Source organism: Pseudomonas xanthosomatis (assembly GCF_019139835.1).
In the GTDB taxonomy this organism is placed as follows: domain Bacteria; phylum Pseudomonadota; class Gammaproteobacteria; order Pseudomonadales; family Pseudomonadaceae; genus Aquipseudomonas; species Aquipseudomonas fakonensis.
In genome coordinates this window covers 167,927-191,458 of the sequence record NZ_CP077075.1, presented here as the reverse complement: position 1 = coordinate 191,458, position 23,532 = coordinate 167,927, and the positions used below count along the sequence as shown (strand labels likewise).

The window sequence follows — 23,532 nt, the reverse complement described above, 5'->3', positions numbered from 1 at the left end:
TGTTGCCTTGAGCCCCGGCCGGCTGGCCGGGGCGGGAGTATTGCATGACCTTTCACGCCCCCTTCGGCCAGCCGCTGCTGACCTTTCCCGAGCTGGACAAGAGCCCGCTGAGTATTCGCGCCAAGGCCCTGGTGTTCGTCGACCCGCGTTCCCAGGCGCTGCGCCAGGCCCTCGAACGCCTGGCGCCGCAACCCTTGCCGGTGCTGATCCGCGGCGAGACCGGCACCGGCAAGGAGCTGCTGGCCCGGCAGATCCACCGCGCCAGTGACCGCGGCGGGCTGTTCGTGTCGGTCAACTGCGCGGCCATCAGCCCCACCTATGCCGATGCCGAGCTGTTCGGCTACAGCGCCGGTAGCCAGGGCGGTACCGCCAGCAGCCGCGCCGGCTGGTTCGGCTCGGCCAACGGCGGCACCTTGTACCTGGACGAAATCGCCGACCTGCCCCTGGCGATCCAGGGCAAGTTGCTGGCCGCACTGGAAAACCGCGAAGTGACCCGGGTCGGCGCCAGCCACCCGCAGCCGGTGGACGTGCGCCTGGTGGCGGCCTCGAGCATCGACCTGGCCCTGGCGGTGAAGGCGGGGCGCTTCAACGAGCGGCTGTACCACTACCTGCACGAGGGCGAGTTGGAACTGCCAGCGCTGCGCGATCGGGTTGGCGACATTTTGCCTTTGGCCGAGTACTTCGTCGGTATCTACAGCGTGCGCCTGGACCGGCCGCTGGCGCTGATCAGCGAGGCCGCCCAGCAGGCGCTGGAGGCCCACGCCTGGCCGGGCAATACCCGGGAGCTGGAGAACGTCATTCACTTTGCGCTGTTGGTCAGCGAGGGCGAGGAAATTTTGCCGGAACACCTCGACCTGCCGGAGCGCGCGCCTTTGGATGCGCTGGCCCGGCAGCTTGGGCAACTGGCGCAAAGCCGTGAGGCCCGGACGCTGGCCGAGTTGCGGAGTGTATTGCTCGGGGCGCTGGCAAAACTGGACCTGTAGGAGCGGCCTTGTGCCGCGAAAGGGGCGCGCAGCGGCCCCAGGATATTGGCACCACTCAAAAATGCCGGGGCCGCTACGCAGCCCTTTCGCGGCACAAGGCCGCTCCTACAAGGCTCATAAACAAACGCCATGGTGGCAATTTGTTTTTGGAATAAGCAGCTAAATAAAAGATATTGTTACGGAATAAAAATTCCCGGTATCGTCCGCTTCACGCCCACCTGAACGGATGGGCACCCGACATTGCCGCCATCAGCGATGGCCCAGCTCCATAACAAGGATCACCATGAAAAAGACCCTGCTGACCACCGCCCTGGCCGCTGCCCTGTCCTTCGCCGGCCTGGCATCCGCCGCCGAAAAACTGGTGGTTGCCGCAACCCCGGTGCCGCACGCTGAAATTCTCGAGCTGATCAAGCCGACCCTGGCCAAAGAAGGCGTCGACCTGCAGATCAAGGTGTTCACCGACTACGTGCAGCCCAACGTGCAGGTAGACCAGAAGCGCCTGGACGCCAACTACTTCCAGACCCTGCCGTACCTGCAGAACTTCAACGAAGGCAAGGGCACCCACCTGGAAACCGTGATCGGCGTGCACGTCGAGCCGTTCGGTGGTTACTCGAAGAAGGTCAAGACCCTGGCCGAGCTGAAAGAAGGCGCCACCGTTGCCATCCCCAACGAGGGTAGCAACAGCGGCCGTGCCCTGCTGCTGCTGCAGAAGGCTGGCCTGATCACCCTGAAAGACCCGAAAAACGCCCTGGCCACCCCGAAAGACATCGCCGAGAACCCGAAAAAGCTCAAGTTCCGTGAGCTGGAATCGGCCATGCTGCCGCGCGTGCTGGACCAGGTCGACCTGGACATGATCAACACCAACTACGCCCTGGAAGCCGGCCTGAACCCGGCCAAGGACGCCCTGGTGATCGAGGGTAGCGACTCGCCGTACGTGAACTTCCTGGTTGCCCGCCCGGACAACAAAAACAGCGAAGCCATGCAGAAGCTGGCCAAGGCCCTGACCAGCCCTGAGGTGAAAGCCTTCATCGCCGAGAAGTACAAAGGCGCGGTGCTGCCAGCGTTCTGATACGCGGCCCGCAACGAAAAACGCCGACGCATTTGCGTCGGCGTTTTTGTTTGTGCGGCGTTCACCCAGGCTGGCTCTCATAGAACTAACTACAACCCGTTGATTTAACACGGTCCCTGTGGGAAGCGGCCTTGTGTCGCGATGGGGCGCGAAGCGGCCCCAAGGCCTCATGCAAAATTGCCGGGGCTGCTGCGCAGCCCATCGCGACACAAGGCCGCTTCCCACAGGGACCGCAGTACATCTGCGAGGCTAGTTCTCTGCGCGACAGCGCAGCCCAAAGGGCTGGGTGATCTTCTACAGAGGATCACGCCGGGCGCTTGTCACCCAGCGCCCGGCGCAAGGCCATGAGCCACAGCAGTTGTTCGTTCGAAGCAGGCGAGCAGGGGCTGTTCATCGTTATCGTCCTTGTAGGTTTGATGGGCCGCGCAAGTCACAGTTTGAAACCGGTTGGAAAGGGCATTCGCCAGAAAGGTCCCAAAATTTCGTAGGAAATTTCCGAAACGTGAACTGAGTGATATGAATATGCAATAAAGATATTTAGAAAAATATTTTTATACCTTTAAAGTCTATTCAAGGTGCCTACCGGCACATCGCCAGCCACTGTGAAACGACGCCGAGCGACCCTCGCGCCGACCTGGAAATAACCCATGCCGTACTGCCAAACGCCGGTGTCGAGGCGACGTCCATGAACTTCGACACCGCTTTCATGCTTAGCACATTGCCGGCATTCCTCAAGGCCGTCGGCGTCACCCTGCAGGTCGGCCTGATCGCCATCGCCACCTCGCTGCTGGTGGCCGTGCTCAATGCAGCCATTCTGGTGCTGCGCACGCCGTACCTGCAGCGCCTGGTCAAGGGTTACGTGGAGCTGGCGCGCAACACCCCGCTGCTGATCCAGCTGTTCTTCGTCTACTTCGCCCTGCCAAGCCTTGGGGTGAAGGTGTCCAGTTTCGCCGCGGCGATCATCACCATGACCTTCATGGGCGGCGCCTACCTCACCGAAGTGCTGCGCGCAGGCGTCGAGGCGGTGCCGCGGGCGCAACTGGAGTCGGGGCGCTCCATCGGGTTGTCCGAGGGCCAGTTGCTGCGCCACGTGATCCTGCCCCAGGCCGGCATCGCCAGCCTGCCGGCGCTGTTCGCCAACTTCGTGTTCCTGCTCAAGGAAACCACCGTGGTGTCGGCGGTGGCGGTGCCCGAGATCCTCTACACCACCAAGAACTACATCGCCCTGTACTACAAAACCTACGAGATGCTCGCCGTGCTGACGCTGCTGTGTGTGCTGATCTTCCTGCCGCTGTCGCTGCTGCTGCGCTATCTGGAAAGGAGGCTGCAACATGGCCAGTACGGGGTTTGAACTGCTGCAGGTGTCCTGGCCGCAACTGGCGGCCGGCGCCGGGCAAACCCTGGCCATCTCGGCCCTGGGCATTCTCTTCGCCACCTTGGGGGGCGTGCTCTACGGGGTGCTGGCGAGCCTCGGCAACCGCCTGCTGAACATCGGGCTGCAGGTGTATCTGGAGCTGTTCCGGGCCATTCCGGTGCTGGTCTGGCTGTACCTGGTGTTCTTCGGCCTGCCGATTTTCTTCGGGCTGAGCATCCCGAGCTTCTGGTGCGCGGTGCTGGTGCTGGGCCTGTGGGGCGCAAGCGAGGTGGGCGAGGTGGTGCGCGGTGCGCTGCGCTCGTTGCCACGCGGCCAGCGCGAAGCGGGGCTGTCGATCGGCCTGGCCGGCTGGCAGCTGTATGGCTACGTGCTGCTGCCCCAGGCGCTCAAGCGCATGACCCCGCCGACCATCAACATCTACACGCGGATCATCAAGACCAGCTCGCTGGCGGTGCTGATCGGCGTGGTCGAGGTGATCAAGGCCGGCCAGCAGATCATCGAGCGCACCTACGAATCGGTGCTGATCTACGGCGTGCTGCTGCTGTTCTTCCTTTTTGTCTGCTACCCGCTTTCGGCCGCCTCGCGCGTGCTGGAACGCCGCTGGGCCCACACATGAGCGCATTGATCGAGTTTCAGGGTTTCAACAAGTTCTTCGGCGAGCAGCAGGTGTTGGCCGGTATCGACCTGCAGGTGCAGGCCGGCGAAGTGGTGGTGATCCTCGGCCCCAGCGGCTGCGGCAAAAGCACCTTGCTGCGCTGCCTGAACGGCCTGGAAGAGGCCCACGGCGGCAGTCTGCGCCTTGGCGGCCAGGAGCTGCTGGCGCCGGGTACCGACTGGCGCCAGGTGCGCCAGCGAGTGGGCATGGTGTTCCAGAGTTACCACCTGTTCGGCCACATGAGCGTGCTCGACAACCTGCTGCTCGGCCCGCTCAAGGTGCAAAAGCGCCAGCGCGGCGAAGCCCAGGCCCAGGCCGAGGCGTTGCTGGCCCGGGTGGGCCTGCTGGACAAGCGCGACGCCTACCCGCGCCAGCTTTCCGGTGGCCAGCAGCAGCGTATCGCCATCGTGCGCTCGCTGTGCATGAACCCCGAGGTGATGCTGTTCGACGAGGTCACCGCCGCCCTGGACCCGGAAATGGTCAAGGAAGTGCTGCAGGTGATCCAGGGCCTGGCCCGCGATGGCATGACCTTGCTCATCGTCACCCACGAAATGGCCTTCGCCCGTGCGGTGGCCGACCGAATCGTGTTCATGGAGGCCGGCAGGGTCCTTGAACAGAACCACCCCGAGCGCTTCTTCACCCAACCGCAAACCGCACGCGCGCAGCAGTTCCTGGAGAAATTCTCTTTCGTCGAAAGCCTGCCCAAGACACTGCACAAGGAACTGTCATGAAAACCGCACCCTTTGCCAAACTGCTCGCCCCGCTGCTCGGCCTGGCCCTGCTGGCCGGTTGCAACAAGTCCGAGGAGCCGGCCAAGCCCGCCGCCGCTTCACCGGCCAGCAGCTACCTGGAAACCATCAAGGCCCGCGACAAGCTGATCGTCGGCGTGTTCACCGACAAGCCGCCGTTCGGTTTCGTCGATGAAAGCGGGCGCTACGTGGGCTTTGACACCGACATCGGCCGGCGCTTTGCCAAGGAGCTGCTGGGCGATGAAAACAAGGTCGAGTTCGTCGCCGTCGAGCCGGCCAGCCGCATCCCATTCCTGCAAAGCGACAAGGTCGACCTGATTCTCGCCAACATGACCGTCACCCCCGAGCGCAAGGAGGCGGTGGACTTCACCAACCCCAACCTGCGCGTGGCGGTGCAGGCCATCGTTGCCGACGGCAGCCCGGTGCAAAAACTCGACGACCTGGCCGACAAGACCATCATCGTCACCACCGGCACCACGGCGGATGTCTGGCTGACCAAGAACCACCCGGACTGGAAGCTGCTCAAGTTCGAGAAGAACAGCGAGTCGCTGGCGGCCCTGGCCAATGGCCGGGGTGACGCCTACGCCCAGGACAACCTGATCTTGTTCAGCTGGGCCAAGCAGAACCCGGGCTACCGCGTGCTGCCGCAGTTGCTGGGTGACGAGGCGCCGATTGCCCCGGCAGTGAAGAAGGGCAATACCGAGCTGCGTGACTGGGTCAACGCCGAGCTTGCCAAGCTGGGCGAGGAGAAATTTCTGCTCAAGCTGTATGACCAGTACGTGCGCAAAGAGCTGAGCGACGACACCAAGCCTGAGAGCGTGATCGTCGAAGGCGGCAAGTGGCAGGGGTGATGAAGCCATTGGGGCCGCTTTGCGGCCCTTTCGCGGCACGAGGCCGCTCTCATAGAACAAACTACAACTCATTGATTTAACGCGATTCCCGTGGGGAGCGGCCTTGTGTCGCGATGGGGCGCAAAGCGGCCCCAAGGCCTCGGCCTCATGCAAAATTGCCGGGGCTGCTGCGCAGCCCATCGCGACACGAGGCCGCTTCCCACAGGGGGGGGCGTGGCGCATCTGCGGGACCTGTTCTCTGCGCGACAGCGCAGCCCGCAGGGCTGGGTAATCTCCACAAGGAGATGCGTTACCTGTGATCGGCCTCGTGCCGCGAAAGGGCTGCAAGGCAGCCCCTGCAAGCTCAAATTTTGTGCGGCAACCAGTTCAGCAGGAAATCGTTCACCACCTGCGGGTTCTCCAGGCTGCTGATATGCCCGGCAAACGGAATCTGCGCCGCCAGGCAGCCGATGATCCGCGCCATCTCGTTGGACTCCTCGGGCGGGCGCGGGATGTCTTGGTCACCACAGACCACGATGGTCTTGGCGCCCTGCAGTTCACCCAGCCGCCCGAGCAGGTCGGGCCGGCCGAAGATCACCCGGCCCATGGGGTCGAGGCTTTCACGAATGGTCTGCGCGCTGCTGGCCTTCAAATCGGCGCGGAACTGCTCGCGCACTTCGGGCACCGTCTGCCCGCCGGCATGGAAGAAGATCGGCACCACGATATCCAGCAGCGGGTCGGTGAAAGCGCCGGCGGCGCTGGCCGCATCCAGCAAGCCGAAGTACTTCAGCCGCGTCGCCTCAGGTTCGGCGCCCAGGTAAGTGTCCATCAGCACCAGGCGGTCGACGCGCTCAGGGTGTTCGATAGCCAGTTGCGCGCCCCACATGCCGCCGACCGACAGGCCGACCAGGTGGCATTGCGTGATATCCAGCGCATCCAGCAATGCCAGGTGCTGGCGGGCAAGCGCGGTCATGTCGGTGGTGCTGGCCGGCGGCGCGTCGGAATCACCATGGCCCCACAGCTCGGGCACGATCACCCGAAAGTGCTGCGACAGCGCTTCGATTTGCGGCTGCCACATGGCCGCCGACCACAGGTAGCTGTGGCCCAGCAGCACCGGGAAGCCCTGGCCTTGCTCGACGTAGCTCATGCGCGCACCGTCGATTTCGATGAAGTGTTTTTGCATGGGGTTTATCTCTTGATGGATAGAGTTGGGCCAATCGCCGGCAAGCCGGCGATTGGCCCAGGCAGGGAAATTCATTTGCCCGGCACCAACCGCAACGTGCTCTGCGCCGGGATCACCCCCATGCGCGCCTTGTGGTAGCGCCCCTGGATGTAGTCCTCGGCCTGGTCGGCATAGTGCGCATCGAACGGTACGCCGCTCTGCCCCACCGGGTTGATGGTCAGCGCAGCGCCGGCATCGGCAAAGTCGATCAGGCGGCGGGTCGAAGGCCCGTAGGTCACCGGCCACGGCGCCGGGCCGATTTTCGCCGAGAGGTTGTTGGGCACCTCGTGGCTGCCGGGGGCGGCGAACGGGCCGACATTGAACAGCAGGTTCAGCGGCTTCTGCACCCCCAGCGGGTGGTTGTGGGTGAGGGTATGGGCCTTGCCCCACTGCCAGCTGGCCGGGTCCTTGCCGAAGGTCTTGCGCAGGTGCGCGAGGCTGCGCTGCCAGGCCTGGCGCACGATGGCGGTACGGTCAGTTTGTTCGTTGCTGCCGCGCTGGCGCCACCAGGGCGAGGCGGGGTCGGCGGCCAGGCGCGGCAGCGCGGCGTCGATGGCGCGGGTGCTGAGCAGCACCGGGAACCAGGTGTCGCCCAGCTCGTCGTGCAAGGCGGCGTAGGCCAGCTCATAAAGGAACTGGTTGAACAGCGTGGCGCTGGTGGAATCCACCGGGTAATCGCCGCGCCAGGCGGCCAGTTGCTCCACCAGCTCTTTCTCTTCATCGCCCTGGGCCACGTTGCGCAGGGTGCCCAGCAGTGGCGCCAGGGTGCGCGGCCCATAGTCGTTGCTGGTGTCCAGCTGCAGGGCCTGGCTGTTCTGGGTGTCCCACTTGATGTCCGGGTTGCTCAGGTGGCGGTCGAGCTGGCGGCCGCGGTCGGCCAGGTTGTAGTAGCCGGGCACCGGCACCACGGCAGGCGGCTGGTAGTTGGCCGAGACGATGTAGCCGCTGGCCGGGTTCTCCTGCTGCGGGTTGACGCTGAACGGGTAGAAGCCGGGCTTGGCGGCCTGGCCGGTGCTGCCATCGAGGATGAACGCCGGGTTTACCCCGTCAGGGCGGATCGGCAGGCGCGCCGCCGCCCACCAGCCGATATCGCCACGGGCGTTGGCCCACACCAGGTTAAGCCCGGGCGCCTGCACCTTGGCGGCGGCGTCACGCATCTTGTCCAGTGTGTCGGCGCGGTTGATCTGGTAGAAGCCTTCGAGGATCGGGTTGTCGGTTTCGAGGAACGCCCACCACATGGCGATCGGCGTGGGGCCTGCAGTATCGCCCAGCACCTTGTTGACGATGGGCCCGTGGGGCGAGCGCTGCAGGGTGATGGTGGCGGGTTTTTCACCCTTGATGGCGATGGTCTGCTCGGTCTTTTCCAATGTTTGCCAGCGGCCATCGACCATCACCTGTTCGGGGTTGGCCGGGTTGGACTTTTCGGCGATCAGGTCCAGGTCGTCGTTCTGGAACATGGTCAGGCTCCAGCCGAAGTCGCGGTTGTGCCCCAGCAGCGCGAACGGGTTGAGCCCCTGGAAGTAGCCATACAGGTTGAAACCCGGCGCCGACAGTTCGGCCTCGTACCACACCGCCGGCACGGCAAAGCCGATATGCGGGTCGCCTGCCAGCAGCGGGCGGCCGCTGCGGGTGCGGCTGCCGGCCACGGCCCAGGCGTTGCTGCCCTCGAACTGCGGGATGCCGGCATCGCCCAGGGCGTCTTGGCTCAGCTTGGCCAACTGTTCCAGGCTGCGCCAGTCGGCGGCGGCCAGGGGCGTGGCCAGGGCGCCGCCTGGCTGCCAGTCGAGGTCGAAGATTTTCAGGTACTCGGGCCCGAGCTGGTCGCGAATGTAGGTGAGTGCAGGCTCGGTACGGAACGCCGCTGCGAAGCTGTAGGCCAGGTAGCCGGCGATGCTCAGGGTGTCTTCGGCGCTGAACGGGCGTGGGGTGATGCCCAGCAGGTCGAATTCCATCGGTTTGGGGTGGCCGGCCTGCCATTGGTTGACGCCGTCCAGGTAGGCCTGCAGGGCCTGCCAGGCCGGGGACTGGTGGTCGATGCGCTTGACCATCAGCGCGGCCTGCTCGCGAATGCGCAGGCTGCGGAACAGGGTATCGGTGGGCAGCAGCTTTTCACCGAGCACCTCGGCCAGCTCGCCGCGGGCCAGGCGGCGCATGATCTCCATCTGGAACAGGCGGTCCTGGGCGTGCACGTAACCCAGGGCGCGGTACAGGTCGGGCTCGTTCTGCGCTTGCAGGTGCGGTACGCCGCGGGCATCGAAGCGTGCGCTGACCGGCGCCTGCAGCCCGGCCAGGGCCACCTCGCCGTCACGCACCGGCTGCTTGCCCTGTACGTACCAGTAACCGGTGCCGGCGGCGCCAACGGCAATCACCACGGCCAGCAGGGTCAGGCTGCGCTTCATCGAGACTCCTTGTGCACTCGAGCGAAATTTTGTGGTCCGATCATCGGTGTATTCGCGCACTGAGCATAGCCCCCAACAAGGAGTTTCCATGGCCCTCAGCGAAAAACAGAAAATGCTGGCCGGCCAGCTCTACCACGCCGGCTGCCCGGAGCTGCAGGTGGAGCAGGTCGCCAACAAGCACTGGATGCATCGCTACAACACCAGCGTCGAGCTGCTCAACCAGGCGCGCCATGGCCTTTTGGCCGAGCACTTCGCCTGTGTTGGCGACGGCGTGGTGATTCGCCCGCCGTTTTATTGCGATTACGGCTACAACATCAGCGTGGGCGCCAACACCTTCATGAACTTCAACTGCGTGATCCTCGACGTGCTGCCGGTGCGCATCGGCGCCGACTGCCAGATCGGGCCTGCGGTGCAGATCTACACCGCCGACCACCCGCTGGACCCTGAACTGCGCCTCAGCGGGCTGGAAAGCGGGCGGCCGGTGAGCATCGGTGACAACGTATGGATTGGCGGCGGGGCGATCATTCTGCCGGGGGTGAGCATCGGCGACGACGCAGTGGTTGGCGCCGGCAGCGTGGTCACCCGCGACGTTCCGGCGGGGGCGGTGGTGGTGGGCAACCCGGCGCGGGTGCGTCAGCCGGCCCAGGGGCAGTAGCAGCCCACCGCCAGGGTGTTGGAGGCCTGCACCCGGCGGCCTTGTTGCAAGGCTTTGAGGATAGGTTCGATGAAGCTGTTGCTCGAATTGCACATCGCCCCTTCGCTGTAGGGGCCGAAGTAGGCCAGTTGGCCGTCGTGGTCCCAGATCGCCACGGCGGGGGTGGCAGGCAGGTGCTCGCTGCCGGGCAGGCTGGCCAGGGGCTTGAGGGCATCGAGGTTGGCGGGCAGTTGGCCGTGGCTGCCGGGCTTTTGCAGCACATGGAAGCTCACCCCCAGCGGGGCGAACTGCGCCACCAGCTCGCCCAGGTGCTGCTGGTTGCCGACGTTGCACGGGCAGGCCGGGTCCCAGAAGTGCACCACGCGGATCGGCCCGGGGCCGGCCAGCTGCGGCGGCAGGCGCAGTTGGCTGCCGTCGAACAAGGTGGTTTGGTTATCGAAGGGGCGCAGGTAGCGGGCCTGGAAGCTGTCGTAGGCCCACCACAGGGCGGCGGCGCAGAGCAGGGTGGCTATGGCGGTGATGAGTGTTCGGGTTGGCATGGTCGATCCGCAGGACCTCTGTGGGAGCGGGCTTGCCCGCGAATGCGTCAGCTCAGGCAACCTATTTGTTGCGGCTGACGCTTTCGCGGGCAAGCCCGCTCCCACAGTGATCAATGGTGCTCAATTAAAGGGGTCAAGCTTGCCACGGCATCGCCCAGACCTGAATATCCCAGGTCAATACCCGCTGCGTTTCTGGATCTACCCGATGCCTGCCACCTTCCACCCCGACCTGCTGCGCGCCAGCCTTTCACCCCTTGTCGAGCGCCAGCCGTTGCCTGCCCAGGGCCACGACTACCAGCGCTTCTACGGCCTCGACCTGCCGGCGCACAGCTGGCTGGGCGGCTTTCAGGCAGCGGGGTTCGACCTGGTGGGGCAGGTGTGGCTGCCCGAGCAGCCGGTGGCGACGCTGTTTTTGCTGCATGGCTATTACGACCACATGGGCCTGTATCGCCACGTGATCGAGTGGGCGCTGGCCAGGGGCTATGCGGTGATCAGCTGCGACCTGCCCGGGCACGGGCTGTCCAGCGGCGAGCGGGCCAGCATCGATGACTTCGGCCTGTATCAGCAGACCCTCGACGCCTTGTTCAACCAGGCGCGGCTGCTCGATTTACCGCGCCCCTGGCACCTGTTTGGCCAGAGCACTGGCGGGGCGATCGTCATCGACCACCTGCTGCACTGTGGCGGGCAAAGCCCGGCCGATGGCCAGGTGATTCTGCTGGCGCCGCTGGTACGCCCGCGGGCCTGGCACTGGTCGAAGCTCAGCTATCGCGTGTTGCGCCACTTCGTCAACGGCATCGAGCGGCGCTTTAGCGAGAACACCAACGATCCGGCGTTTCTGGCGTTTCTCCAAACCGACCCGCTGCAACCACGGCGCCTGCCCACCGCCTGGGTGGGGGCGCTGCTGAAGTGGGTGCGGCGTATCGAGGCGGCGCCGCGCAGTACGCGGCCATTGCTGATTGTGCAGGGCGAGGCGGACGGCACGGTGGACTGGCCATACAACCTGCAGGTACTCAAGGCCAAGTTCGCTGAGCCGCAGGTCCTGATGCTGCCCGAAGCCCGGCACCACCTGGCCAATGAGCTGCCGGGCATCCGCCAGCGCTATTTCGACTTCATTGGCCAGCGCCTGGGCTGATCAGTTCAGGTCCGACGCCTGCTGGCCCACGGCAAGGGCTGCGCGCACGGCGGCCACGGCGGCCTTGTAGTAGGCCTGGCCTTCGGGTGATTCGGCGAAGGTCGAGAACTCTTCCAGCTCGGCGTCCGACAGATCGCGGTAGACATACAGCAGGGTGTTGTTCAGGTCTTCGCCCACCTGGTTCATCAGGCGCTGGCGCTGGCCGTCGAGCAGGCCCTGGGCCTGGCCGCCACCGAACAGGCCGGGGATCATCGAGCTGAGGCTGTCGGCGGCAACGCCAGCGATGGCCAGGCTGACCTCGGCACCGGCCTCGCGGGCCGGCAGGGCCTGGGCCAGGTGGCCGATGATCAGCAGGCGGTTGTCGCTGGCCTGCATCTTCGGCAGGCCCTTGGCGTTCTTGGCCAGTTGGTCTTTACGTGTGGCCAGCAGCTCGGCGGCCACCACCTTGCGGCCCAAGGGCGACTGGAAAAACGCCAGTGCCGGAGCGGGGTTTTGCAAGGTGCTGCGCAGCTGCGCCTGGGCGCGCTTGTCCATGGCCTGGGCCTGGAAGCGCTGGTTGCTGTTGTTGACCAGCGCCTGGTAAACCGCAGGCGGCAGGCTGTTGCGGTAGCGCTGCTGGGCGGCGCTCACGGCATCGTTGAAATGGGCGCGCTGGTCGGGCCAGCCGGCGGCCTTGTACAGCTGATCGAGGTTGTCTGCCCAGACAGGCATGGTGCAGATCATCAGCAGAAGCAGGGAAAACAGACGGCGCATTCAGGACTCCTGTCGGCAGGCCGCTATTGTCCGTGGCGTGGCGGGGCTTTGTCGAGACGCACGCGGCGCTTCCTGACCAAGTGGCGCTGTGCGCGCGCAGGCCGAATGGCTATGATGCGCCATGCACACTCCTCTCGAACATTCACTGCTGTCGGCGATCGTCGACGACCTGGCCACCCGTGGCTGGTCGCAGCAAACCCTGTTTTTGCCCGACGCACTGTCGCGGGCACTCGCGGCCGAGTGCCGGCGCCGCTACGCCGAAGGCGAGCTGAACCCTGCCGGGGTGGGCCGTGGCGCCGCGCAAGAAGTGCGCGAGGCTATTCGTGGCGACCAGATCCAGTGGCTCGACCCTGGCGAGTCCGCGCCGTGCGACCAGTACCTGGGTGCCATGGACAGCCTGCGCCAGGCGATCAACCAGGGCTTGTTCCTGGGCCTTGAGGATTTCGAGTGCCACTTCGCCCTGTACCCGCCGGGGGCCTTCTACCGCCGCCACCTTGACCGCTTTCGCGATGACGACCGGCGCATGGTCTCGGCGGTGTACTACCTGAACGAAAACTGGAAGCCTGCGGACGGCGGCCAGTTGCGCATGTTCCTCGCGGGCGAGCAGGTGCATGACGTACAGCCTGTGGCCGGCACCTTGGTGGTGTTCTTGTCTGGTGACGTCCCCCACGAAGTGCTGGCGGCCGGGCGTGAGCGGCTGTCCTTGACGGGCTGGTTCCGCCGGCGTGGCAATGACCCGTTCTGAGTTGCCCAAGGTCCTCGTCAGCGCCTGCCTGCTGGGGCAGCCGGTGCGCTACGACGGGCGCGCCAGTGGCCACCCCGACCTGCTGCAGCGCTGGCAGGCCGAGGGCCGGGTGGTACCGTTGTGCCCCGAGGTGGCCGGCGGCTTGCCGACGCCCCGGCCCCCGGCGGAAATCCCCGGCGGGCAGGGCGGCCAGGTGCTGGACGGGCAGGCGCAGGTGATCACGGTCGGTGGAGAGGATGTCAGCGATGCTTTTTTGAGCGGTGCGCAGCAGGCGTTGGCGCTGGTGCGTCGGCATGGCATTCGCGTGGCAGTGCTCAAGTCCGGCAGCCCTTCGTGCGGCAACCGGCTCACCTATGACGGCAGCTTCAGCGGTGTGAAGGTGGCCGGTGAAGGGGTGACTGCCGCGTTGCTGCGCCGTGAGGGGGTGCTGGTGTTCAGTGAACTGGAGCTGGAAGAGGCTTCGCTGGCGTTGCTTGGCGCTTGAGACTGGGCCGGCCCTGTCGATCGACTGTAGGAGCCGGCGATGGGGCAGGCTCGGTTTCAGTGCTCTTCTGCAGCCTGCTGCGCCGCACCCTTGAACCACTTCTGCTCCAGCGCCCCCAGCCGGCCATCGTCCTTGATCCGCTGCAGCGCATTGTTCAGCGCGCTTTCAAAGGCCGGGTTGTCCTTCTGGAACGGGATCACCAGCTTCTCGTTGCCAAAAGGCTTGCTGGTGGTCAGCGGTGAATCGGCCGTCTGTTCGTTGCCGCGTTTGTCGACGGTGATGTCGTAAGTGCCACTTTCAACACCGGTCAGCACTTCGGCGGCTGCGGTTTCGATGAACTCGGCGCGCAAGTCCAGCTCTTTGGCCAGGGCTTGGCCCAGTTCGATATCGAACCCGGTCAGTTGCTCGTTCTCTTTGAACGAATACGGCGAGTTGTCGGTTTGCACGGCAATGCGCAATTCCCCGCGGTCGTTGATTTCGTCGATCAGTTCGGCCTGGGCCAGCGGGCTGACGAGTACGGCCAGCAGTACGCCAATGGTCAAACGCATGGGTGCCCCTTTTCTTTTTTGGCAGATGAATTTCATTCCCCGGGGGTTTCTCCCCGCCCCGGTCGAACGCAGCCTATGACCCTGCTAGGCCGTTTATGTTTAACCGAAACGCAAATATTTCTGCACCGGCTTTTGAACCTCTGGTGCTGTGGCTGGACTATGGTGAACTACCGTGCGACCTCGTTTAAGTCATAGCGGTCTATTGAAGTGAATCACAGGAGAAGTGAATGAAAAGCCTATTTTCGCGTGCTGCCGTCGCCGGTGTGTTGATGGGAGCCTCGGTATTGGCCAGTGCAGCGGATGCATTGAAGAGCCAGGAACCCCCGAAAGACGCCAAGGTGTTCATCGTTTCCCCCGCCGATGGCGCAACGGTCGACAAGACCTTCACCGTCAAGTTCGGCATCGAGGGCATGGGCTTGAAGCCTGCCGGTGACCAAACCCCGCACACCGGCCACCACCACCTGCTGGTGGATGTGGACAAAGCCCCGGTGGCCGACATGCCGCTGCCCACCAGCCTGATGCCCGAGAGCGGCGTGGCCCTGCCGGCCGGCCCGCAGGTGCTGCACTTTGGCAAGGCGCAGACCGAAACCAGCATCACCCTGACGCCGGGCAAGCACACCCTGCAGCTGGTGCTGGGTGACCAGTACCACGTGCCGTTCAAGCCGAGCGTCGAGTCGAAGAAGATCACTGTCGAGGTGAAGTAAGCGTTGGGTTCTTCGCGGGTTTACCCGCGAATCAGGCGACACCAATCTTGCAGGCAAAAAAAGGGAGGCCACCAGGGCCTCCCTTTTCCATGCCGCAATCAAGCTCAGAACAGTACGCGCGAGCGGATGGTGCCCTTGACGTGCTGCAGCTTCTCTTGCGCCAGGTCCGAGTACTCGGCATCCACGTCGATCACCACGTAACCGACTTTCTCGTCGGTCTGCAGGAACTGGCCGGAGATGTTGATGCCGTTTTCGGCGAAGACCTTGTTGATCTCGCTGAGCACGCCCGGGATGTTTTGGTGGATGTGCAGCAGGCGGTGCTTGCCCGGGTGCGCCGGCAGGGCCACTTCAGGGAAGTTGACCGACGACACGGAGGTACCGTTGTCGCTGTACTTGACCAGCTTCTCGGCCACTTCCAGGCCGATGTTGGCCTGGGCTTCGGCGGTGGAACCACCGATGTGCGGGGTCAGGATCACATTGTCCAGGCCACGCAGCGGGCTTTCGAACTCTTCGTCGTTGGAGCGCGGCTCCACCGGGAACACGTCGATGGCGGCGCCGATCAGGTGCTTGTCTTTGATCGCGGCGGCCAGGTGGTCCAGCTCGACCACGGTGCCACGGGCGGCGTTGATCAGGATCGAGCCCTTCTTCATCGCGCGGATTTCCTTCTCGCCGATCATCCACTGGGTGGATGGCAGCTCGGGAACGTGCAGCGACACGATGTCAGCCAGGCCCAGCAGCTCGTTCAGGTTGGTAACCTGAGTGGCGTTGCCCAGCGGCAGCTTGGTCAGCGGGTCGTAGAAGTACACCTGCATGCCCACGCTTTCAGCCAGTACCGACAGCTGGGTGCCGATCGAGCCGTAGCCGACGATGCCCAGTTTCTTGCCACGGATCTCGAACGAGTTGGCCGCGCTCTTGATCCAGCCGCCACGGTGGCAGGAAGCGTTTTTCTCGGGGATGCCGCGCAGCAGCAGGATGGCCTCGGCCAGCACCAGTTCGGCCACCGAACGGGTGTTGGAGTACGGGGCGTTGAACACGGCGATGCCGCGCTCGCGGGCCGCGCCCAGGTCGACCTGGTTGGTGCCGATGCAGAAACAGCCCACCGCGACCAGTTTCTTCGCGCAGTCAAAGACCTCTTCGGTCAGTTGGGTGCGCGAGCGGATGCCGATGAAGTGGGCATCTGCGATCTTTTCCTTCAGTTCGGCGTCTGGCAGCGAGCCCGTGAGGTACTCGATGTTGGTGTAGCCGGCAGCCTTGAGGGTGTCCACGGCATTTTGGTGGACGCCTTCGAGAAGAAGGAACCTGATCTTGCTCTTGTCGAGAGAAGTCTTGCTCATCTGCTTAAACCTGTATCCCGGAGAAAAATGGCGAGGGGTGAAGCGGCGCGGCATCGGCATTAGCACGAACAGCGGGGGTGCCATGCTACCATACGCGACACTTGCTGAGCTGTTTCAGACAGTGAGACGAATTCAGGCTCACTATGAATTAGTTGAGAGTTCCCGCGATGACCGAGCGTGCATTACTGGATGAACTGAGCGCCCTTGTCGACCCCGGCAAGCTGCTGACCGACCCGGCTTCGCTCGAGGCCTACGGCAAGGACTGGACCAAGCACTACCCGCCGGCGCCCAGCGCCATCGTGCTGCCCAAGACCGTCGAGCAGGTGCAGGCCATCGTCCGCTGGGCCAACACTCACAACGTTGCCCTGGTGCCCTCCGGCGGGCGTACCGGGCTTTCCGGCGCAGCGGTGGCGGCCAATGGTGAAGTGGTCGTGGCCTTCGACTACATGAACCAGATTCTCGATTTCAACGAATTCGACCGCACGGTGGTCTGCCAGCCCGGGGTCATCACCCGCCAGTTGCAGCAGTTTGCCGAAGACCACGGCCTTTATTACCCGGTGGACTTCGCTTCCAGCGGCTCCAGCCAGGTCGGCGGCAACATCGGCACCAATGCCGGCGGCATCAAGGTGATCCGCTATGGCATGACGCGCAATTGGGTGGCCGGGCTCAAGGTGGTCACCGGCAAGGGTGAGCTGCTGGAGCTGAACAAGGACCTGATCAAGAACGCCACCGGCTACGACCTGCGCCAGCTGTTCATCGGCGCCGAAGGTACGCTGGGTTTTGTGGTCGAGGCCACCATGCGCCTGGACCGCACGCCGCGCAACCTTACCGCCATGGTGCTCGGTACCCCGGACTTCGATGCGATCATGCCGGTGTTGCACGCCTTCCAGGGCAAGCTCGACCTCACGGCTTTCGAGTTTTTCTCCGACAAGGGCCTGGCCAAGATCATGGCCCGGGGCGATGTGCCCGCGCCGTTTGCCACCGACTGCCCGTTCTATGCGCTGCTGGAGTTCGAAGCCAGTACAGAAGAGGTCGCCGAGCAGGCCCTGGCCACCTTCGAGCACTGTGTGGCGCAGGGCTGGGTGCTGGACGGGGTGATGAGCCAGAGCGAGACGCAGCTGAAAAACCTGTGGAAGCTGCGCGAGTACTTGTCTGAAACCATCTCCCACTGGACCCCGTACAAAAACGACATTTCGGTCACCGTATCGAAAGTGCCGGCCTTTCTACGCGATATCGACGCCATCGTCGGCGAACATTACCCCGACTACGAAGTGGTCTGGTACGGCCACATCGGCGACGGCAACCTGCACTTGAACATCCTCAAGCCCGAGCATATGGGCAAGGATGAGTTCTTCGCCTCGTGCGCGAAGGTCAACAAGTGGGTATTCGAGATCGTCCAGCGCTACAACGGCTCGATCTCTGCCGAGCATGGCGTGGGCATGACCAAGCGCGACTACCTGGGTTACAGCCGTTCGCCTGAAGAAATCGCCTGCATGAAGGCGATAAAGGCCGTCTTCGACCCTAACGGCATCATGAATCCGGGTAAGATCTTCGCTCCCGAATAAAAGCAGTATTCACAGGAGTCGGCCATGAGTTACCAGCACCAGTACGTAGACGGTACCCGCATCCACTTCCCGCTGGGCAAGGTGGTGTGCATCGGCCGCAACTATGCCGAACATGCCAAGGAACTGAACAACCCGATCCCCGCCGAGCCGCTGCTGTTCATCAAGCCCGGCAGCTGCGTGGTGCCGCTTGAAGGCGGCTTCAAGATCCCGACCGACCGTGGCTCGGTGCATTACGAAGCCGAAATCGCCGTGCTGCTGGGCAAGCCGCTTTCGACCAAACCCACCGAAGAAGAAGTGCTGGACGCCATTTCCGGCTACGCCCCGGCGCTGGACCTGACCCTGCGCGATCTGCAGAGCAAATTGAAGGAAAAGGGCCTGCCGTGGGAGCTGTGCAAAAGCTTCGACGGTGCCTGCGTGCTGCCGCCGTTCGTGTCGGCCGCCTCGTTCGAAGATGTCACCGACATTCCGGTGCGCCTGAGCATCAACGGCGAAGTGCGCCAGGACGGCAACAGCGCGATGATGCTCAATCCCATCGTGCCGATCATCCAGTACATGGCGGCGTGCTTCTCGCTGCAGGCGGGCGATGTGATCCTCACCGGCACCCCGGCCGGCGTGGGCCCGTTCAACGTGGGTGACGAGCTGGTGCTGGAACTTCCGGGCGTCTGCCGGTTCGAAAGCCGCGTGCTCTGATCCTGAAGCGGCGATGGCCTTGCAGCCATCGCCGTGCCGCCGCGCCGGCGGCATTTGCCGTTTTTTTCACAAATGATTCGGATAATGCGCAGCTCTGTGCCCATTCGCCGACGTTAGGAAGACATCACGGCAAACTGACAGGATTCCCTTGATGGTCATCCCCTCTGCTGCGTCCCGTTCATCTGCTCCCAAACGCAAGCTGTGGCTGCGCTGGCCTGTCTGGCTGGGCGCCTTGGCAGTGATCGCCTACTGCGCGGCCATGGCCATGCATTGGGACGACCGCGGGTTGCTGTGGCTCAAGGAGCGCTTTCAAAGCTCTGCCGTGCGCCAGGAAAGCATCTGGCTGCCGGATTACGTGGTGGACATCGATGCCAAGCCGCTGCCGGGCATGGAGCGGGACGAAGCCTCGGACCTGTCGTTCAACCCGCATACCCGCACCCTGTTCGCGGTGATGGGCAAACACCCCTTCCTTACCGAGCTCGACCTCGACGGTAACGTGCTGCGCAAGATCCCGCTGGAGGGCTGGGCCAACCCGGAAGCCGTGGCGGTGATGGAAGACGGCCTGATCGGTATTGTCGATGAACGTCAGCATGATCTGGTGATGGTCAAGGTCGATGCCAGCACCACTTCGCTCAAGCGCAGCGACTACCCAGGGTTCGAGCTTGGCGATGCCGGCGAGGGTAACAAGGGCTTCGAAGGCCTTGCCTGGGATGCCATGCGCCAACGCCTGCTGATAGGCGAAGAGCGCCCGCCCAAGCTGTACGCCTGGAGCAGCGACGGGCGCAGCCCGCTCAAGGGCGAAAAACACGCTCTGCCTAGCGACCAGCTGGACCTGCGCAACCTGTCGGCACTGGCCGTTGACCCGCGCACCGGGCACCTGCTGGCGCTGTCGGCCGACTCCAACATGCTGCTTGAGCTGGATGAAAAGGGCGACCAGGTCAGCTTCATGGCCCTGCTGGGTGGCTTCAATGGCCTCAAGGCCGGTATCCCGCGTGCCGAAGGCGTGACCATGGATGAGCAGGGCAATCTGTATTTCGTCAGTGAGCCCAATCTGTTCTATCGCTTCAGAAAAAACTGATAAAACTGCCAGTTGTTTCCCACACCGACTTTAAGCTTTGCTTCAGTTGTTAATGGTTAGATTCGCACCTTTCCAAGTCCGAGCCTGCCCTGATGCGCCGAAGCTACCGCCTGACCATTGCTGCCCTGCTGTTTTCAACCCTGACCCTGCTGGGTGTGGCGGCGCATGAATTTCGTCTGTTCGAGCGTGGCTGGTTCAACCTCAAGACCTGGTGGCAGCCGAGCGAGCAGGGCATCGGCCTGGACCGCTATCGGGTAACGCTCGAGGCGCTGCCCATCGACGGGCTGCATGACGATGTTTCGGCGCTGACCTACGATCCCGACCGCAAGACCCTGTTCACCGTGACCAACTCCAGCCCCGAACTGATCGAGCTGTCGCTGGACGGGCGTATTCTGCGGCGCGTGCCGCTGACCGGCTTCGGCGACCCCGAGGCGGTGGAGTACGTGGGGCCGAACAATTTCGTGATCACCGATGAGCGCCAGCAGCGGCTGATTCGTGTGCGCCTGGACGACAACACCCTGTTCCTCGATGCCGCCGACGCCGAGCAGCTTACCCTGGGCATCGGCCTGAACGGCAACAAGGGCTTCGAGGGGCTGGCCTACGACTCGGCAGGCCAGCGCCTGTTCGTGGCCAAGGAGCGCGACCCGATGCTGATCTACGAGGTGCATGGGTTCCCCCACACCAACCCCGAGCAGCCGTATGCCGTGCATGTAGTGCAGGACCGCAAGCGTGATGGGCGGCTATTCGTGCGCGACTTGTCGAGCCTGCAGTACGACGAGCGCAGCGGGCACCTGCTGGCCTTGTCGGATGAATCGCGCCTGGTGCTGGAGCTGGATGTGGAGGGCAGGCCGCTGAGCACCTTGTCGTTGCGCAAGGGCTTCCAGGGCCTGAAGAAAACCGTGCCGCAGGCCGAGGGCATGGCCATGGACGAGGCGGGCAGGCTGTACCTGGTGAGCGAGCCGAACCTGTTCTATGTGTTCGAAAAGCCGGCGGATTGAGCGCCTGCAACAACACAATCGCGGGGCAAGCCCGCTCCCACGCAGGTCATGAGACCCCTGTGGGAGCGGGCTTGCCCCGCGATGGGATCACTCGGCCTTGACCGTCTTCACGCCTTCGGCGGTACCCAGCAGCAGCACATCGGCCGGGCGGGCGGCGAACAGGCCATTGGTGACCACGCCGACGATGGCGTTGATCTGCGCCTCGAGCTCCACCGGGTTGGTGATCTGCAGGTTGTGCACGTCCAGGATCACGTTGCCGTTGTCGGTCAGCACGCCTTCGCGGTAAACCGGGTCGCCGCCCAGCTTGACCAGCTGGCGCGCCACGTGGCTGCGGGCCATGGGGATCACCTCGACCGGCAGCGCGAAGGCGCCCAGCACCGGCACCAGCTTGCTGGCGTCGGCGATGCAGATGAAGGTCTTGGCCACTGCCGCGACGATCTTCTCGCGGGTCAGGGCCGCGCCGCCGCCCTTGATCAGGTTCAGGTGCGCATCGCTCTCGTCGGCGCCGTCCACGTAGAACTCCAGCTCGCTGACGCTGTTCAGCTCGTACACCGGGATGCCATGGCCTTTCAGGCGCTGGGCGGTGGCCTCGGAGCTGGCTACGGCGCCGTCGAAGGCGGTCTTGTGCTGGGCCAGGGCGTCGATGAAGAAGTTGGCGGTGGAGCCTGTGCCGACGCCGACGACGCTTTTCTCATCCAGCTTGGGGAGGATGAGGTCGACAGCGGCCTGGGCGACGGCCTGTTTCAGTTGGTCCTGGGTCATGCGGGCTCCGGGAAGGGGCAGGGCGGATTTCAAAGTCGCCTAGTATAACGGCTCGCGCGGCTTTGCTGTGGTCGCCCGACAGCCCGCTGCGGTAGACTCCCAGCCCTTGTCCCGCGGCCCAGTGATGCTTTCCCGATGCTCGAACAGTACGTCAAGAAGATCCTCACCTCGCGCGTCTACGACGTTGCCGTCGAAACCCCGCTGCACAGCGCCGGGCAGCTGAGCAAGCGCTTGGGCAACAGCGTGCTGCTCAAGCGCGAAGACCTGCAGCCGGTGTTCTCGTTCAAGATCCGCGGGGCGTACAACAAGCTGGCGCAGCTCAGCGCCGAGGAACTGGCCCGCGGCGTGGTCACGGCTTCTGCCGGCAACCACGCCCAGGGCCTGGCCCTGGCGGCGCGGGAACTGGGCATCAAGGCTACCATCGTGATGCCCAAGACCACCCCCGAGATCAAGATCGAAGGCGTGCGCTCGCGCGGCGGCAAGGTGGTGCTGCACGGCGACTCGTTCCCCGAGGCGCTGGCCTATTCGCTGAAGCTGGTCGACGAAAAGGGCCTGGTCTACATCCACCCCTACGACGACCCGCACACCATCGCCGGCCAAGGCACCGTGGCCATGGAGATCCTGCGCCAGCACCCGGGCCGGCTGGACGCGATCTTCGTGCCGGTGGGCGGCGGCGGGTTGATTGCCGGTATTGCCGCCTACGTGAAGTACCTGCGCCCGGAAATCAAGGTGATCGGCGTCGAGCCGGACGATTCCAACTGCCTGCAGGCCGCCCTGGCTGCCGGCGAGCGGGTGGTGCTGCCGCAGGTCGGGCTGTTCGCCGACGGCGTGGCGGTGGCGCAGATCGGCCAGCATACCTTCGATATCTGCCGCCACCATGTGGATGAGGTGATCACCGTCAGCACTGACGAGATCTGCGCGGCCATCAAGGATATCTACGACGATACCCGCTCGATCACCGAGCCTGCCGGCGCACTGGGCGTGGCGGGCATCAAGAAGTACGTCGAGCTCAAGGGCGTGGCCGGGCAAACCCTGGTGGCCATCGATTCGGGTGCCAACGTCAATTTCGACCGCCTGCGCCACGTGGCCGAGCGCGCCGAACTGGGTGAGAAGCGCGAAGCCATCATCGCCGTGACCATCCCCGAGCGGCCAGGCAGCTTCAAGGCGTTCTGCGAGGCCATCGGCAAGCGCCAGATCACCGAATTCAACTACCGCAAGCACACCTCGGACGAAGCGCACATTTTCGTCGGCGTGCAGACCCATCCGGAAAACGACCCGCGTGCGTTGCTGGTGCAGCAACTGACCGAGCAGGGCTTCCCGGTAACCGACCTGACCGACAACGAACTGGCCAAGCTGCACATCCGTCACATGGTCGGCGGCCATTCGGCCGGGGCCAGCGACGAGATGGTACTGCGCTTCGAGTTCCCCGAGCGCCCCGGGGCATTGTTCAACTTCCTCAACAAGCTGGGTGGGCGCTGGAACATCTCGATGTTCCACTACCGCAACCATGGCGCGGCTGACGGGCGCGTGGTGGCGGGGCTGCAGGTGCCGGAGGAGGAGCGCCACCTGGTGCCGGCGGCGCTGGCCAAGATCGGCTACCCGTATTGGGACGAGACCGAGAACCCGGCTTACAAGCTATTCTTGGGCTGATGGCGCCATCGCCGGCAAGCCGGCTCCTACAGGTTATTCGCGGGCACCAGGGCCTGTGCGGTACCTGTGGGAGCGGGCTTGCCCGCGAAGAAGCTGCTGCAAAATGGCCTGCTTAAGGACAACCAAGACATGGAACACCTGACCACCCTCAAGACCCTGCACATCGCCGCCACCGCCATCCTGCTGCTCAGCGCCCTGGGCCTGGCCATCTGGACCGTGCTGGCCAAGCGCAAGGGCGACAGCGAGGCCTATGCCAAGCTGCTGCGCCGGCCGCTGGTGTTCGTCTGGTTGCTGATGGGGCTGTGCCTGGTGAGCATGCCGTTCACCGGTTGGTGGCTGGTGCACCTGGTGGGCTGGCCGCTGGGGCAGACCTGGGTGTTGGCCTCCAGCGTCATCTATACCTTCGGTGCCTTCGCCGTGTGGTGGCTGCTGGTGCGCCTGAACCGGCTGCGCAAGGCCGAGCTGGTGGGGCTGAAGTTCACCCTGGCGCTGGCGGTGTTCAGCGGGGTGTGCTTTTTGTCGATTGCCGGGCTGATGGGCGCCAAGCCGGTCTGACAGTATTGGGCTGCCCATACCGGCCTCTTCGCGGGCAAGCCCGCTCCTACAGGGATCT

At 64.3% G+C, this 23,532-nt stretch carries 24 protein-coding genes; 17 read left to right on the top strand and 7 right to left on the bottom strand.

Features of this window, described 5'->3' with window-relative positions:
- Window positions 1-44: 44 nt before the first annotated feature.
- The 6 genes from KSS93_RS00835 (at window position 45) to KSS93_RS00810 (ending at window position 5,682) form a co-directional block, all read left to right on the top strand.
- Window positions 45-983, top strand: a complete 939-nt coding sequence (locus tag KSS93_RS00835; protein WP_217886772.1) for a sigma 54-interacting transcriptional regulator — start codon at window positions 45-47, stop codon at window positions 981-983.
- A gap of 283 nt (window positions 984-1,266) precedes the next feature.
- Window positions 1,267-2,052 carry a MetQ/NlpA family ABC transporter substrate-binding protein gene (locus KSS93_RS00830; protein ID WP_217841279.1) on the top strand — a complete coding sequence of 262 codons (786 nt, stop codon included), beginning with the start codon at window positions 1,267-1,269 and terminating at the stop codon, window positions 2,050-2,052.
- A gap of 685 nt (window positions 2,053-2,737) precedes the next feature.
- Window positions 2,738-3,403, top strand: a complete 666-nt coding sequence (locus KSS93_RS00825; protein ID WP_217886771.1) for an amino acid ABC transporter permease — start codon at window positions 2,738-2,740, stop codon at window positions 3,401-3,403.
- Window positions 3,384-4,043 carry an amino acid ABC transporter permease gene (locus KSS93_RS00820; protein WP_217841282.1) on the top strand — a complete coding sequence of 220 codons (660 nt, stop codon included), beginning with the start codon at window positions 3,384-3,386 and terminating at the stop codon, window positions 4,041-4,043. Before KSS93_RS00825 ends, KSS93_RS00820 begins: the two co-directional genes overlap by 20 nt.
- A complete protein-coding gene (locus KSS93_RS00815) occupies window positions 4,040-4,813 on the top strand; it encodes an amino acid ABC transporter ATP-binding protein (protein ID WP_217886770.1) in 774 nt (257 codons plus the stop codon). The genes KSS93_RS00820 and KSS93_RS00815 overlap by 4 nt, the downstream gene beginning before the upstream one ends.
- Window positions 4,810-5,682: a transporter substrate-binding domain-containing protein gene (locus KSS93_RS00810; protein WP_217886769.1), complete on the top strand. Its 873-nt coding sequence runs from the start codon at window positions 4,810-4,812 to the stop codon at window positions 5,680-5,682. Before KSS93_RS00815 ends, KSS93_RS00810 begins: the two co-directional genes overlap by 4 nt.
- A 343-nt stretch (window positions 5,683-6,025) precedes the next feature.
- Here the strand turns inward: KSS93_RS00810 and KSS93_RS00805 are convergent, their stop codons facing one another.
- Window positions 6,026-6,844 carry an alpha/beta fold hydrolase gene (locus KSS93_RS00805; RefSeq protein ID WP_217886768.1) on the bottom strand — a complete coding sequence of 273 codons (819 nt, stop codon included), beginning with the start codon at window positions 6,842-6,844 and terminating at the stop codon, window positions 6,026-6,028.
- A 71-nt stretch (window positions 6,845-6,915) separates the two neighbouring features.
- Complete coding sequence (locus tag KSS93_RS00800) at window positions 6,916-9,282, bottom strand: penicillin acylase family protein (RefSeq protein WP_217886767.1); 2,367 nt, start codon at window positions 9,280-9,282, stop codon at window positions 6,916-6,918.
- A gap of 88 nt (window positions 9,283-9,370) precedes the next feature.
- Here KSS93_RS00800 and KSS93_RS00795 point away from each other — a divergent pair, with 88 nt between their 5' ends.
- Window positions 9,371-9,937 carry a sugar O-acetyltransferase gene (locus tag KSS93_RS00795; RefSeq protein ID WP_217886766.1) on the top strand — a complete coding sequence of 189 codons (567 nt, stop codon included), beginning with the start codon at window positions 9,371-9,373 and terminating at the stop codon, window positions 9,935-9,937.
- Here KSS93_RS00795 and KSS93_RS00790 read toward each other — a convergent pair.
- Window positions 9,916-10,476: a DUF6436 domain-containing protein gene (locus KSS93_RS00790; protein WP_217886765.1), complete on the bottom strand. Its 561-nt coding sequence runs from the start codon at window positions 10,474-10,476 to the stop codon at window positions 9,916-9,918. The two genes, KSS93_RS00795 and KSS93_RS00790, sit on opposite strands and share 22 nt — an antisense overlap.
- Window positions 10,477-10,681: 205 nt before the next feature.
- On the opposite strand from KSS93_RS00790, the gene bipL reads away from it, so the two are divergent.
- A complete protein-coding gene (bipL, locus tag KSS93_RS00785) occupies window positions 10,682-11,608 on the top strand; it encodes a phospholipase BipL (protein WP_217886764.1) in 927 nt (308 codons plus the stop codon).
- Here bipL and KSS93_RS00780 read toward each other — a convergent pair whose 3' ends face one another.
- Window positions 11,609-12,361, bottom strand: a complete 753-nt coding sequence (locus KSS93_RS00780; protein ID WP_217886763.1) for a DUF2059 domain-containing protein — start codon at window positions 12,359-12,361, stop codon at window positions 11,609-11,611.
- A 121-nt stretch (window positions 12,362-12,482) separates the two neighbouring features.
- Between KSS93_RS00780 and KSS93_RS00775 the strand changes: the two genes are divergently transcribed.
- Together KSS93_RS00775 and KSS93_RS00770 are read left to right on the top strand one after the other, a co-directional pair.
- Window positions 12,483-13,106: a 2OG-Fe(II) oxygenase gene (locus KSS93_RS00775; RefSeq protein WP_217886762.1), complete on the top strand. Its 624-nt coding sequence runs from the start codon at window positions 12,483-12,485 to the stop codon at window positions 13,104-13,106.
- Window positions 13,093-13,590: a 2-thiouracil desulfurase family protein gene (locus KSS93_RS00770; RefSeq protein WP_217886761.1), complete on the top strand. Its 498-nt coding sequence runs from the start codon at window positions 13,093-13,095 to the stop codon at window positions 13,588-13,590. The genes KSS93_RS00775 and KSS93_RS00770 overlap by 14 nt, the downstream gene beginning before the upstream one ends.
- Before the next feature lie 56 nt (window positions 13,591-13,646).
- On the opposite strand, the gene KSS93_RS00765 is transcribed toward KSS93_RS00770, so the two are convergent.
- Window positions 13,647-14,138, bottom strand: a complete 492-nt coding sequence (locus KSS93_RS00765; protein WP_217886760.1) for a transporter substrate-binding domain-containing protein — start codon at window positions 14,136-14,138, stop codon at window positions 13,647-13,649.
- A 227-nt stretch (window positions 14,139-14,365) separates the two neighbouring features.
- Between KSS93_RS00765 and KSS93_RS00760 the strand changes: the two genes are divergently transcribed.
- Complete coding sequence (locus KSS93_RS00760) at window positions 14,366-14,842, top strand: DUF4399 domain-containing protein (RefSeq protein WP_217886759.1); 477 nt, start codon at window positions 14,366-14,368, stop codon at window positions 14,840-14,842.
- A 104-nt stretch (window positions 14,843-14,946) separates the two neighbouring features.
- On the opposite strand, the gene serA is transcribed toward KSS93_RS00760, so the two are convergent.
- A complete protein-coding gene (gene serA, locus KSS93_RS00755) occupies window positions 14,947-16,176 on the bottom strand; it encodes a phosphoglycerate dehydrogenase (protein WP_217886758.1) in 1,230 nt (409 codons plus the stop codon).
- A gap of 167 nt (window positions 16,177-16,343) precedes the next feature.
- Here serA and KSS93_RS00750 point away from each other — a divergent pair, with 167 nt between their 5' ends.
- From KSS93_RS00750 to KSS93_RS00735, 4 genes are all read left to right on the top strand, one after another.
- Window positions 16,344-17,741 carry a D-2-hydroxyglutarate dehydrogenase gene (locus KSS93_RS00750; protein ID WP_217886757.1) on the top strand — a complete coding sequence of 466 codons (1,398 nt, stop codon included), beginning with the start codon at window positions 16,344-16,346 and terminating at the stop codon, window positions 17,739-17,741.
- 24 nt (window positions 17,742-17,765) lie between these two features.
- Window positions 17,766-18,431 (top strand): fumarylacetoacetate hydrolase family protein, encoded by a 666-nt coding sequence (locus KSS93_RS00745; protein WP_217841297.1) that lies wholly within the window; start codon window positions 17,766-17,768, stop codon window positions 18,429-18,431.
- Window positions 18,432-18,582: 151 nt separating this feature from the next.
- The gene (locus KSS93_RS00740) at window positions 18,583-19,509 is read left to right on the top strand and encodes an SdiA-regulated domain-containing protein (protein ID WP_437182088.1); all 927 of its coding nucleotides are present in this window, start codon (window positions 18,583-18,585) and stop codon (window positions 19,507-19,509) included.
- Window positions 19,510-19,601: 92 nt separating this feature from the next.
- A complete protein-coding gene (locus tag KSS93_RS00735) occupies window positions 19,602-20,507 on the top strand; it encodes an SdiA-regulated domain-containing protein (RefSeq protein WP_217886756.1) in 906 nt (301 codons plus the stop codon).
- 87 nt (window positions 20,508-20,594) lie between these two features.
- Here the strand turns inward: KSS93_RS00735 and rpiA are convergent, their stop codons facing one another.
- Complete coding sequence (rpiA, locus tag KSS93_RS00730) at window positions 20,595-21,269, bottom strand: ribose-5-phosphate isomerase RpiA (protein WP_217886755.1); 675 nt, start codon at window positions 21,267-21,269, stop codon at window positions 20,595-20,597.
- A gap of 135 nt (window positions 21,270-21,404) precedes the next feature.
- Here rpiA and ilvA point away from each other — a divergent pair, with 135 nt between their 5' ends.
- Window positions 21,405-22,919 (top strand): threonine ammonia-lyase, biosynthetic, encoded by a 1,515-nt coding sequence (ilvA, locus tag KSS93_RS00725; protein ID WP_217886754.1) that lies wholly within the window; start codon window positions 21,405-21,407, stop codon window positions 22,917-22,919.
- Window positions 22,920-23,048: 129 nt separating this feature from the next.
- A complete protein-coding gene (locus KSS93_RS00720) occupies window positions 23,049-23,474 on the top strand; it encodes a DUF2269 domain-containing protein (RefSeq protein ID WP_217886753.1) in 426 nt (141 codons plus the stop codon).
- Window positions 23,475-23,532 lie beyond the last annotated feature (58 nt).